This is a genomic window from Collimonas humicola (genome assembly GCF_018304945.1).
Classification (GTDB): domain Bacteria; phylum Pseudomonadota; class Gammaproteobacteria; order Burkholderiales; family Burkholderiaceae_D; genus Collimonas; species Collimonas humicola.
The window spans coordinates 309489-321366 of the sequence record NZ_JAGQEE010000004.1 but is presented as its reverse complement, the minus strand read 5'-3'; the positions used below and the strand labels follow the sequence as shown (position 1 = coordinate 321366).

At 60.6% G+C, this 11878-nt stretch carries 12 protein-coding genes; 4 read left to right on the top strand and 8 right to left on the bottom strand.

Annotated elements, in window-relative coordinates; translation table 11 throughout:
- Window positions 1–21 precede the first annotated feature (21 nt).
- Window positions 22–672 (top strand): DUF1345 domain-containing protein, encoded by a 651-nt coding sequence (locus KHU30_RS15525; RefSeq protein WP_211443524.1) that lies wholly within the window; start codon window positions 22–24, stop codon window positions 670–672.
- Window positions 673–809: 137 nt separating this feature from the next.
- Here the strand turns inward: KHU30_RS15525 and mgtA are convergent, their stop codons facing one another.
- The gene (mgtA, locus tag KHU30_RS15520) at window positions 810–3572 is read right to left on the bottom strand and encodes a magnesium-translocating P-type ATPase (RefSeq protein WP_211443523.1); all 2763 of its coding nucleotides are present in this window, start codon (window positions 3570–3572) and stop codon (window positions 810–812) included.
- 689 nt (window positions 3573–4261) lie between these two features.
- Here mgtA and KHU30_RS15515 point away from each other — a divergent pair.
- Window positions 4262–4444: a hypothetical protein gene (locus tag KHU30_RS15515; RefSeq protein WP_211443522.1), complete on the top strand. Its 183-nt coding sequence runs from the start codon at window positions 4262–4264 to the stop codon at window positions 4442–4444.
- Between the two features lie 148 nt (window positions 4445–4592).
- On the top strand, window positions 4593–6026 hold the full coding sequence (gene dacB / locus KHU30_RS15510) for a D-alanyl-D-alanine carboxypeptidase/D-alanyl-D-alanine endopeptidase (protein WP_407928087.1): 1434 nt from the start codon (window positions 4593–4595) through the stop codon (window positions 6024–6026).
- Window positions 6027–6111: 85 nt separating this feature from the next.
- Here dacB and KHU30_RS15505 read toward each other — a convergent pair whose 3' ends face one another.
- From KHU30_RS15505 to KHU30_RS15495, 3 genes are read right to left on the bottom strand one after another with little or no spacing between them, the layout of a single operon-like run.
- A complete protein-coding gene (locus tag KHU30_RS15505) occupies window positions 6112–6612 on the bottom strand; it encodes a TPM domain-containing protein (RefSeq protein ID WP_211443521.1) in 501 nt (166 codons plus the stop codon).
- The gene (locus KHU30_RS15500) at window positions 6612–7466 is read right to left on the bottom strand and encodes a TPM domain-containing protein (protein ID WP_211443520.1); all 855 of its coding nucleotides are present in this window, start codon (window positions 7464–7466) and stop codon (window positions 6612–6614) included. The genes KHU30_RS15505 and KHU30_RS15500 overlap by 1 nt, the downstream gene beginning before the upstream one ends.
- Entirely contained in the window at window positions 7466–8065 is a 600-nt protein-coding gene (locus tag KHU30_RS15495; RefSeq protein WP_098494010.1) for a LemA family protein, read from the bottom strand. Before KHU30_RS15495 ends, KHU30_RS15500 begins: the two co-directional genes overlap by 1 nt.
- Before the next feature lie 173 nt (window positions 8066–8238).
- Between KHU30_RS15495 and pyrF the strand changes: the two genes are divergently transcribed.
- Complete coding sequence (pyrF, locus tag KHU30_RS15490) at window positions 8239–9066, top strand: orotidine-5'-phosphate decarboxylase (RefSeq protein WP_211443519.1); 828 nt, start codon at window positions 8239–8241, stop codon at window positions 9064–9066.
- Between the two features lie 43 nt (window positions 9067–9109).
- On the opposite strand, the gene KHU30_RS15485 is transcribed toward pyrF, so the two are convergent.
- From KHU30_RS15485 to KHU30_RS15470, 4 genes are all read right to left on the bottom strand, one after another.
- Entirely contained in the window at window positions 9110–9613 is a 504-nt protein-coding gene (locus KHU30_RS15485) for a CinA family protein (RefSeq protein WP_211443518.1), read from the bottom strand.
- 100 nt (window positions 9614–9713) lie between these two features.
- Window positions 9714–10238 (bottom strand): phosphatidylglycerophosphatase A family protein, encoded by a 525-nt coding sequence (locus KHU30_RS15480; protein WP_230427403.1) that lies wholly within the window; start codon window positions 10236–10238, stop codon window positions 9714–9716.
- Complete coding sequence (gene thiL, locus KHU30_RS15475) at window positions 10235–11230, bottom strand: thiamine-phosphate kinase (protein WP_211443516.1); 996 nt, start codon at window positions 11228–11230, stop codon at window positions 10235–10237. The genes KHU30_RS15480 and thiL overlap by 4 nt, the downstream gene beginning before the upstream one ends.
- Before the next feature lie 76 nt (window positions 11231–11306).
- Window positions 11307–11864 (bottom strand): hypothetical protein, encoded by a 558-nt coding sequence (locus tag KHU30_RS15470; protein ID WP_211443515.1) that lies wholly within the window; start codon window positions 11862–11864, stop codon window positions 11307–11309.
- Window positions 11865–11878 lie beyond the last annotated feature (14 nt).

Sequence of the window (11878 nt, the reverse complement as noted above, 5' to 3'; positions counted from 1 at the left end):
CCGTGCAAAGGAAGCAGCGCCATGTGGTTCAAAAATCTGGTTTTTCGTAGCCATCCCCGCCTGGTCATCGGCATCGTGCTGGGGCTGATCGTCTGGGCCCTGGTGCCGCAGAGTTCGGCGATCACCCGCGCCCTGATCGGCTGGAACGCCGGGGTCTGGAGTTATCTGCTGATGCTGTGGTGGATGATGACCCGTGCCAGTTGCGAGCTGGTCAGGAAAAGGGCGGAGATCGAGGATGAGAACGACACCGTGATCCTGATCCTGATCTGCATTGCGGCCGTCTCCAGCATTGCCGCGGTAGTGTTCGGCCTGACGCAGGCCAAGGATTTCCTGCCGGGGCCGAAAGAGATCCGCTATCTGTTTACCGGCATGACGGTGCTGGGTTCATGGTTCCTGGTCGGCACCATCTTTACCTTGCATTATGCGCGGCTGTTTTACGCGGCCGACGCGGAGACGCCGCCGCTGCGTTTCCCGGATGAGGAAAAGAACCCGAACTACTGGGATTTCCTGTATTTCTCGTTCACCATGGCGGTCGCGGTGCAAACCTCGGACGTCAGCGTCATGACGCGTTCCATGCGCAAGATCGTATTGCTGCAATCGGTGCTGACCTTCCTGTTCAATTCGGCGATTCTCGGCTTGTCGATCAATATCGCGGCGGGGCTGGTGGGATAGCCCAGGAGAGCAAGGCCGGCAGGCGGCGGCCTTTGCCGCAGCCAAAAGAAAAAAGCCAATCGTTTCTGCGATTGGCTTTTTGTTTTGTGCGGATGGAGATGCATATCGCCATCTCCATCCGCAGGATTGCAACGGCTTTATTGCCAGCCGTAGCGCCTTGCGTACCAGCCCTTCATTGCCTGCGTCAGCACGGCATAGGCTACCAGGATCAGCACCAGCCACGGGAAGTAGGTCAGCGGCAGCGCCTGCAGCTTGAAGTAATCGGCCATCGGCGACATCGGCAGCAGGATGCCGACCATCATGATGATGATGGTCATGCTCAGCAGCGCCCACGAAGCGCGGCTCTGGAAGAATGGAATCTTGCGGGTGCGGATCATGTGCACGATCAGGGTTTGCGACAGCAAGCCTTCGACGAACCAGCCGGTATGGAACAAGGTCTGGTGCTCAGGAGTGTTGGCGCCGAAGATGTACCACATCAAGGCAAACGTGCTGATGTCGAAGATCGAGCTGATCGGGCCGAAGTAGATCATGAAACGGCCGATCTCGGCGGCATTCCAGCGCTGCGGCTTTTCCAGGAATTCCTTGTCGACGTTATCGAACGGGATTGCGATCTGCGAAATGTCGTACAGCAGGTTCTGCACCAGCAGCTGCAGCGGCAGCATCGGCAGGAACGGCAGGAAGGCGCTGGCCAGCAGCACCGAGAACACGTTGCCGAAGTTCGAGCTGGCGGTCATCTTGATGTACTTCAGCATGTTGGCGAAGGTCTTGCGGCCTTCCAGTACACCTTCTTCCAGCACCATCAGGCTCTTTTCCAGCAGGATGATGTCGGCGGCTTCCTTGGCGATGTCGACTGCGGTATCGACAGAGATGCCGATGTCGGCTGCGCGCAGGGCCGGCGCGTCGTTGATGCCGTCGCCCATGAAACCGACTACATGGCCTTTGTCATGCAGGATGCGCACGATGCGCTCCTTGTGGGTCGGGCTGAGCTTGGCGAATACCGTGGTGGTGTCGACCGCGACCGAGAGTTCGGCATCGCTCATTTTTTCGACCTGGTTCCCAAGCAGCATGCCGTCCACAGCTAGGCCGACCTGGCGGCAGATCTTGGCGGTGACCAGCTCATTGTCGCCGGTTAGGATCTTGACTGTGACGCCGTGCGCCTTGAGTGCGTCCAGCGCCGGCTTGGTGGATTCCTTCGGCGGGTCGAGGAAGGCGATATAGCCAATCAGCACCAGGTCGCATTCATCGGCAACGCCGTACACTTCCTTGGTCGGCGGCAGGTCTTTGGCGGCCACTGCCACCACGCGCAAGCCTTCGGCGTTCAGGCTGGAAGTGGTCTCGTAGATTTCTTGCAGCAGTTCCTTGGTGAACGGCACCACTTCGCCGTTGTGGCGCGCGTGCGTGCAGACCGAAACGATTTCTTCGACCGCACCCTTGCAGATCAATTCATGATGGTCGTCGCGTTCGCTGACCACCACCGACATGCGGCGGCGCTGGAAGTCGAACGGAATTTCGTCGACCTTGCGGTAGGCCGAGGCCAGCGCCATTTCGCGCTGCAGCTCGGCGTGTTCCAGCACGGCGACGTCCAGCAGGTTCTTGAGGCCGGTCTGGTAGTGGCTGTTGAGGTAGGCATATTCCAGCACCAGGTCGTCCTGCTCGCCGAGGATATCGGTGTGGCGCTCCAGGAAAATCTTGTCTTGGGTGAGGGTGCCGGTCTTATCGGTGCACAGCACGTCCATGGCGCCGAAGTTCTGGATCGCATCCAGGCGCTTGACGATCACTTTCTTGCGCGACAGCGCAACCGCGCCCTTGGCCAGGGTCGAGGTAACGATCATCGGCAGCATTTCCGGCGTCAGGCCGACCGCGATCGACATGGCAAACAGGAAAGCTTCAAGCCAGTCGCCCTTGGTCAGGCCGTTCAGGAAGAACACCACCGGCGTCATCACCATCATGAAGCGGATCAGCAGCCAGCTAACCTTGTTGACGCCGGACTGGAAGGCGGTCGGCGTGCGGTCGGTGGCGGTGACGCGTTCCGCCAGGGCGCCGAAATAGGTCTGGTTGCCGGTCGTGACGACAATCGCGGTGGCCGAACCGCTGACCACGTTGGTGCCCATGAAACACAGGTTGTCGAGTTCCAGCGGATTGCCGGTGGCGACGCCGCGGTGGGTCAGGAATTTTTCTACCGGCAGCGACTCGCCGGTCATCGCCGCCTGGCTGATAAACAGGTCCTTGGCGGTCAGCAGGCGCAGATCGGCCGGAATCATGTCGCCGGCGGACAGCTGGACGATATCGCCCGGCACCAGCTTCTTGATCGGCAGTTCGATGCGGCGCGCACCCTTGGGATGCAAGGTGACGTCGAAGTAGCGCAAGGCTTCTTCCGCAATGTCTTCGGCCAGGTCGTGGCGCAGCACGGTGGCGGTATTGCTGACCATGGCCTTGAGCTTGTCGGCTGCGGTATTGGAACGCGATTCCTGCACAAAGCGCAGCAGCGTCGACAGCAGCACCATCGATCCGATCACGATGGTGGCTTTCATGTCCTCAGTCAGATACGAAACACCGGCCAGCACCGTCAGCAGCAGGTTGAAGGGATTCTTGTAGCATTGCCACAAGTGGGCCCATTTCGAGATCGGCTTTTCGTGTTCGACTTCGTTCGGCCCGGCGCTGATGCGGATTTCGTCCGCTTCAGCGTCGGTCAGGCCGTCGGCGCGGCTATGCAGTCTTTGGAACAGCTCGCTGACCTCGATGCTGGCAGCGCTCGTCAGGGTCTGCGCCAGCGAAGGCGGCACTTCCTTGTTGACGGGGGTGCTGCGGAACATGTCGGGGGCCAGCCGGCGGAAATGGCGATCCATGCCATGCGTGCGTACAAAGCTAACGAATGTGTCTTTGAGAATATTCAGATTCATGGAATTCTTCTTTTTTCATGCAGTGCGGTCGGCTGTCGTCGATCAGAGGAGGCTGGCTGGGTGCTTTTAGCTTTGTCGCCTTTAACTGTGTCGCATTAACCTTGTATTAACGACTTGCTATCCATATGGATGACATGTTCCTGGCAAAAGGCGAAAAACGCTCAGCGCGGCACAGACTGTAAATTCGATCGGTGACATCTTGATGACAATATCAAGAGCCCGGAAACGGACGCTGCATTCGATGACCCGGCACGCGGACGCGGAACACGGGATTAGCCGAGCATGCAGCCGCTGTAACCCGGCTGCGTAACTTTGCATAACAAGATCAGGTGGTGGAATACTGCGTGCCGGAAAGATTCTCCGTGCACTGGGGATACCATCATCCGCCGCTGGCGAGATGACGGCAGGGGAATCCTGCGTTATCTTGCCGAGGCGATGCCAGAACGGGTCTGGCAACAACTGTCACTCGAACAAGTGCCCATTAAAGGGGCTCCATAAAATTTAGACTGGTGGATAGTAGCCGCGCAGTTGATGGTGGTCAAGAAAATTGTGCAGGACAGCAGAGGGTTTGTTGTACTTATTTTCGTTGTCCTTTTTGAATATGTTGATCGTTGTCATTTTTTTATTCCTCCTTGCTTTCAGGCATGCAAAACCTATACTGAAATTACAACTAAACCAAGGGGACGATCATGATCAGACTGATTATGGATAACCTGCTGTTCTTCGTGCCGATGGCATTTGCCGGGCTCATCTTGTGCGGAGAAGTGCCGGTTGCGTCGAAACTTGCACGTGGCAGCCTGCGCGCCATCGGCGCCGTGTGCGGCGCCTTGCTGGCGCTGATTATCCTGGAAGCCATACCTGCGCTGTTGTAAAAGCCAGGGGTGTTGCTGCCGCAGCTGGCGAGACCTTGGCGTCTCGCGGTATGCCTGTTATTTTCAAATTTGTCACAACGCCAAGCTTTGCATCGCGTGAACGCGTGGGATAATCCTTCGCAATCTTTCTTTTTTCGCCGGTGCTCACTTGAAAAAAATCTTTGCGCTACGTCTCCTGTTGCCGTTTTCTTTACTGTCTTCTTTGTTGCCGGCCAATGTCCAGGCGCAAGAATCGTCCGTTCCCGCATCGTTTAGCAAAGCCTTGCAGCTGGCCGGCATCCCGGCCCAGAGCGTTGGCGTGTATGTGCAGGAAGTCGACGGCAGCGGCAAGGTGCTGGCTTCGTCGAATGCCGCCACGCCGTTCAATCCGGCCTCGACCATGAAACTGGTCACTACCGACGCCGCGCTGGAGCTGCTGGGGCCGACCTATCGCTGGAAGACCCAGGCGTACGCTGACGGCAGCCAGGCCGGCAATGTATTGCAGGGCGATCTGATTTTCAAAGGCAATGGCGACCCCAAGCTGGTGCTGGAAAACTTCTGGCTGTTCCTGCGCCAGATCCGCGCCAAGGGTATCCGCGATATTCGCGGCAATATCGTGCTGGACCGCAGCACATTCGATGAGAATGCCTACGACCCTTCCGAGTTCGACGGCGATCCGATGAAGCCGTACAACGTCGGTCCGGATGCCTTGCTGCTGAACTACAAGACGCTGACCTTCCAGTTCGTGCCCGACGCCGACAAGCGCCAGGTCAATGTCGTGCTCGATCCGCCCATGAGCGGCTACCAGGTCAAGCCGCCGCGCCTGGGGCAGGGCAGCTGCGATGACTGGCAAGGCAAGCTGCAAGCGGCGGTCGACGCTGACGGCGCCAGCTTCAACGGTGCGCTGCCGGCCTCCTGCGGCGAAAAAACCTGGTATGTGAATCCCTACAAGATGAACTCCACGCAATACTTCGGCGTGGTGTTCCGGCAGATGTGGAGCGATCTCGGCGGCACTTTCAGCGGCAGCGTCAAGAACGGCGTCGCACCGCCCGACGCCCGCCTGATAACGGAATGGAATTCGGTCACCTTGCCGGAAGTGATACGCGACATCAACAAGTACAGCAATAACGTCATGGCCCGGCAAGTGCTGCTCACTATCGCCTCCGATATCCTGAAAGTCCCGGCCACCCCGGAACGCGGCGCCCGCGCCATCCAGAGCTGGCTCACCGGCAAAGGCATAGACGCCAGCGGCCTGGTGATCGAAAACGGTTCCGGGCTGTCGCGCAACGAACGGATCTCAGCCAAGACCATGGGCCGCATGATGACCTCGGCATTCCAGTCGCCCACCATGCCGGAATTCGTCTCCTCGATGCCGCTGGTAGGTTACGACGGCACCATGCGCAAGCGCCTGAAAGACCAGAGCGTGGCCGGCCAGGCCCACGTCAAGACCGGCACCCTGAACGACGTCCGCGCCATCGCCGGCTACGTCCTGGCGACATCGGGTAAATACTATGCGGTGGTATGCCTGATCAACCACCCCAACGCGCCCAGAGGGCAGGCAGCGCAAGACGGCTTGCTGCAGTGGGTATATGAAAATGGTTGAAATGCGCGGTTGAAATGCGCCGGAGATAAATCGACTCCGACCCCAAATATTTAATTGGGGTCAGAGTCGACTTAATTGAAGGTAATTATAGGACTATCGGTTTGTCTGACAGCTCGTTCTTTTTCCGGCCCTGGTCCGGGAAATGCTGGGTCAGGTAGCCGTTCATTTGTTCCAGCGCCGCCAACGTGCTGTCATGGAAGGCGCCGCTGGCGAACTCCTTGGTCATGGTCTTGCACACGGCTTGCCATTGCTCACCCTTGATGGCGCGGCCTACCGCGCGGTCGACGATGATCTCGACCTTGTGGTCGGCCAAGTTCACATACAGCAGGACGCCGACGTTTTCTTCGGTGTCCCAGATGCGGTAGTGGGCGAACAGTTCATGGGCGCGGTTGCGGGAGCTCACGCCGTTGAGCACCGCCGGCAGGCTGAGAGAGCCTTCGACGATCATTTTCACTTCCGCCCGGTGCGTGACTTCTCCTTCGGCGATCTTGTGCTGGATGGCTTTCAGCGTTGCCGCGGGAAAGGCGCGCCGCGCGCTGCCTTGCGTGGTCGTCAGGTGACGCCAGAGTCGTTGCAGAGTTCCCATTACCAATCCCCCGAGGCGCCGCCGCCGTCAAAGCCGCCACCGCCGCCGGAAAAGCCGCCGCCACCGCCGCCGAAACCGCCTCCACCCCCAAAGCCGCCGCCGCCCCGCCCACCCTGGCTCAGGACGCTGCCGATGATGACGCCGGCGGCATTGCCCCAGACATTGCTGTTGAGCGCGCGGCCGGAGCCGGCGCTGCCACCGCGCGAGCGGGAAATGATGGTGATCAGGATGATGAAGCCGAAGAACAGCAGCGGCGCCAGGGCGCCCAGCAGGTCGGAGGAGGGCTCTTGCGCCTGTGCCGCCTTACGGCTGGGCGGCGCAAAATTTTCCTGGTCCAGCAGCGGCATGATGGCCGAGATGCCCGCCGTCAGGCCGCCATAGAAATCGCCCTTGGAAAAATACGGTGCGATGATTTCCTGCAGCACGCGCTTGGACTGGGCGTCGGTCAAGGTGCCCTGGACGCCGCGTCCGGTAAGTATCATCATGCGCCGCAAGGCCTTGGGATTGTCCTTGGCCACCAGCAGGATGACGCCGTCGTCGATGCCCTTGCGGCCGAGCTTCCAGGCGTCGGCGACGCGCACCGCATAGTCTTCTATGCCTTCCGGCTCGGTCTTGCTAAGCAGCAGGATGGCAATCTGGCTGCCGGTGCGGGTTTCATATTCGCTCAAGGTATTGTCGAGCGTGGCGCGCTGGTCCGGCTGCAGCATGCCGACCAGGTCGGTGACATGCGACTGCAGCGGCGGCACCGCCACCTGCGTCGCCATGGTCTGCGCGGCGGCAGGCAGCGCCAGCATCGCCAGCAGGCCCAGCAGCGCCAGCCATGCCGCCGGTGCGCGGATTACGCTGCGCGACATTATTTTTTGCCGCCGAAATCGACATCGGGCGAAGTCGAAATCGCTTTTTCGTTATCCACCGTGAAAGATGGCTTGACCTTGTAACTCATCGCCATGGCAGTCAGGTTGGTCGGGAAGCTGCGCGCCAGCACGTTGTAGTCCTGCACGGCGACGATGTAGCGGTTGCGCGCTACCTTGATGCGGTTCTCGATGCCTTCCAGTTGCGACTGCGCATCGCGATACAGGCCGTCCGCCTTCAGCTGCGGGTAATTTTCCGACACCGCCATCAGGCGCGACAAGGCCGACGACAGCTGGCCCTGCACCTGCTGGAATTTCTCGAACGCGGCCGGATCGTTCAGCACTTCCGGCGTGATCTGGAAGCTGGTCGCCGCCGAACGCGCCTTGGTCACGGCTTCAAAGGTGGCTTCTTCATGGGTGGCATAGGCTTTCACGATCTGGGCGATTTTCGGCACCAGGTCGGCGCGGCCCTGGTACTGGTTGACGACTTCGCCCCAGGCGGCTTTCACGGCTTCGTCCTTGGTTTGGAAATCGTTATAGCCGCAAGCGCTGAGGAGGGAGGCGAAGACGGCAATTGCCAGCCATTTGAAGAAAGTTTTCATTGGATATCCCTGATAAAAGAAACAATGGAATGCACGTTAGCAAACAATCGCCGACCGCTCAAGTGTTAAATAGCGGAGAAAGACAGCAATTTGCTTGCATATCGGCTTGTTTGCCAGTGAATTCCGGGGTTTTTGGATTTACAATGCGGGGTTAGCATTATTGAGGCCTGATCGTGACTTTTATAGAAAAACTATCCGCCGCCTGGCGCACCAACAATTCCTTGCTGTGCGTAGGCCTGGACCCCGATATTGCCAAATTCCCCGCACATTTGCAGCAACAGCCGGACGCGATCTACACTTTCTGCAAGGAAATTATAGACGCTACCGCCGCCACCGCTTGCGCCTTCAAGCCGCAAATCGCCTATTTCTCGGCCATGCGCGCCGAAGACCAGCTGGAAGCGATCTGCGCCTACCTGCGTGAAAACCATCCCAATATCCCGATCGTAATGGACGCCAAGCGCGGCGATATAGGCGCCACCGCAGAGCAATATGCGCGCGAAGCCTTCGAGCGCTACGGCGCCGATGCGGTGACTGTCAGCCCGTACATGGGCTTCGATTCGGTCGCGCCCTACCTGGAATGGAAAGACCGCGGCGCCATCGTGCTGTGCCGCACGTCCAACGCCGGCGGTTCCGACCTGCAGTTCCTGACGGTGGACGGCGTGCCGCTGTACCAGCATGTGGCCCGCCTGGTGGCGGAGAAGTGGAACACCAACGGCCAGTGCGGCCTGGTGGTGGGGGCGACCTTCCCGCAGGAGCTGGCGCAGGTGCGCAGCATCATCGGCGACATGCCGCTGCTGGTGCCGGGCGTCGGCGCCCAGGGCGGCGACATCCAGGCGACCGTGCATGCCGGCAAGACGGCGAACGGCATGGGCATGATGATCAATTCATCGCGCGCCATCCTCTACGCCAAGCCGGACCTGGCAGCGGGCGAGGATTTCGCGCAGGCAGCCAAGCGCGTGGCGCAGGAAACCCGCGACGCTATCAACCTGTATCGCGCCTGAAGCGCATAAACGGGATTACTTCCACGGGATTATTTCTGCGGGATTACTTCAAGAAGCGCAGCAAGCCCTGCAGTGCATGGAGCACAGTCTGTTCACGCACTGCGCGGCGATCGCCCGCGAACACCAGCCGTTCGGTGTGGGTGTGATGACCCACTGACCAGCCGAAGCAGACCGTGCCGACCGGCTTGCCCGGAACCGCGCCGCCGGGGCCGGCGATGCCGGTGGTGGAGACAGTGACATCTGCATTGCTGTTAGCCAGCGCGCCTTCAGCCATGGCGGCGGCGATTTCCTCACTCACCGTGCCGTGCTGGGCGATCTCGGCTTCCGGGATATCCAGCAGTTCCGTCTTGGAGGCGTTCGAGTAGGTCACGAAGCCGCAATCAAACCATTCCGAAGAACCGGCGATTTCCGTAATCGCCTGCGACACGCCGCCGCCGGTACAGGATTCCGCGGTGGACAGGAACCAGCCCCTGGCTTGCAGAGCGCGGCCGACTTGTGCTGCCAGATCAATGATTTGTTCGGTGCTGTCTTCGAGTGCGGTGTTCATGGTGCAACTCCTGTATTCTGCCTGGTCGGTGCTTACATACTGCCACTTGTTGCAGGCAGATGCAATCCGTCCGGGGCATGCCGCCCAGTTAAATCCGGCGCTAAATCAAGCGCCATGCCGCCAGCAACAGCAGGGTATAGAAGGCCGCCACGATGTCATCCCACATGACGCCGAAGCCGCCCTTGAAATGGCGGTCGAAATAGGCGATCGGCGGCGGCTTGACCATGTCGAAAAAACGGAACACGACGAAGGCGCCGAACTGCGCCGACAGGCTGGCCGGCGTCACCAGCACCAGCACCAGCCAGAACGCGATGATCTCGTCCCACACCATGCTGGCGTGATCCGGCGCATGCAGATGGCGGCCGGTGGTCTGGCAAGTCCAGACGCCGACCACGAAGCCGGCGGCGATAATCACCAGCCAGTTGAGCGGCGTGAAAATTTCCGGCCAGCGCGTGGTCATCACCACATACGAGAGCCAGGCAAACAAGGTGCCGAAGGTGCCCGGCATGACGGGCGACAGTCCGCTGCCGAAACCTTGGGCGATGAAGTGGGCGGGATGCGACAACATGAAACGAGGGCCAGGCCGGATCGGTTGCTGTGAAGGATTGCTGTCCGTTGTTGTCATGTGGTCTGAAAGTGATCGAAAGAGCTGAGTTGCAGGTTGAGTGGCGCCAGGCTGGCGTCTTGCAGGCGCAGGCCCGGGGCGGCATCGATGCGGCCGATGCGCGTCACCGCGGTGGCGCTGGCCTGGGCCGCGGCCAGTACGGCGTCGCGCCGGCTGGCGGCGGCGGTAAAGCACAGTTCATAATCGTCGCCGCCGGCCAGGGTGAAATGGCGGCGGACAGTTTGCGCTTGCTGGTTCAATATGGGACCGGCCGGCAGGCTATCGACCGCCAGGGTGGCGCCGACGCCGGAGCGCTTCAGGATATGGCCGAGATCGCCGGCCAGGCCATCGGAAATGTCGATGGCGGCATGGGCGATCCCGCGCAAGGCCAGCCCCAGCGCAACGCGCGGGCTGGGCTGGTGCATGCGCGCCGCAGCCAGCAGGAAATTCTCGCTGCCGAGTTGCAGGTCGGGATTCAGCTGGCCGGCCAGTTCCTGGCGGTAGATCGCCAGCGCCAGCCGCGCATCGCCCAGCGTGCCGGAGACCCAGATGTCATCGCCCGCTTGCGCGGCATCGCGGCGCAAAGCCTGGCCCGGCAAGGTTTCGCCGAAGACGGTGATGCAGATATTCAGCGGTCCCTTGGTGGTGTCGCCGCCGATCAATTCGCAATGATGCGCGTCGGCCAGCGCCAGCAAGCCGCTGGAAAACGGCGCAAGCCATTCCTCGCGCGCAGCGGGCAGCGCCAGCGCCAGCGTAAACGCCAGCGGCCGCGCACCCATCGCCGCCAGGTCGGAGAGGTTCACCGCCAGGCATTTATGGCCCAGCGCGAAAGCATCTGCATCAGGGAAAAAATGCCGTCCTTCCACCAGCATGTCGGTGGAAATGGCCAGCTGCATGCCGGCCGTAGGCGTCAGCAAGGCGCAGTCGTCGCCGACGCCAAGGGCAATATGCTCGATATTGCTGCGCGCGGTGCGAGTAAAGTAGCGGGAGATCAGGTCGAATTCGGACAACATAGGCAGATTGTACCGAATGGCGGGCCGCTACATAGGCATTTTGCCGAAATTGGATATCGGCACTGGCCGGATTGCTTCAAAACCCCGCGCCGCAGGAGGTGGTGCGCGAAATCGCGCCCTTCTGCATGATGTCTTCGCCCTTGGTGTTGCCCACCGAGATCTGGGTGACGCAATAGGTGCCGGTCGGTCCGGTCACCTTGGTGACCCGCTGGCCGTTCGGCAGCGTGATGTCTTCCATGGTGGTTTCTTTGGGCGAACGAGGTTCCGGCGGAGCCGCAGGCGCGAGGCCCATTTCCAGTTTCTGCTGCATGGTCGGCGTGGCGGCCGCGGCTGCCTTCTCCTTGGGCGGCGCATCCTTGCGCAGCTCGCGGTCTATCTTGCCGGCATCGCGTTTCGCGGCCTCGACCATGCCTTCGGCTGACGGCCGCGCGGATGCTGCCGGCAATTGCGTCGCCGCGCCGGGAGGGGCGGGCTGATAACGGGTGTCTTCAACCGTGATGGCGCCAGGCGGCAGCGGCGGTGCTTGCTCTCCCGCCTGCGCCAGAGAGATATGAGACAAGGCAAGCAGCGACACCGAGGCAGCAAGCCTGGCGAGCCGGTTGTCGATACGGGGGAAAAATCGGATCATCAGCATATTGCAGCTTCCTC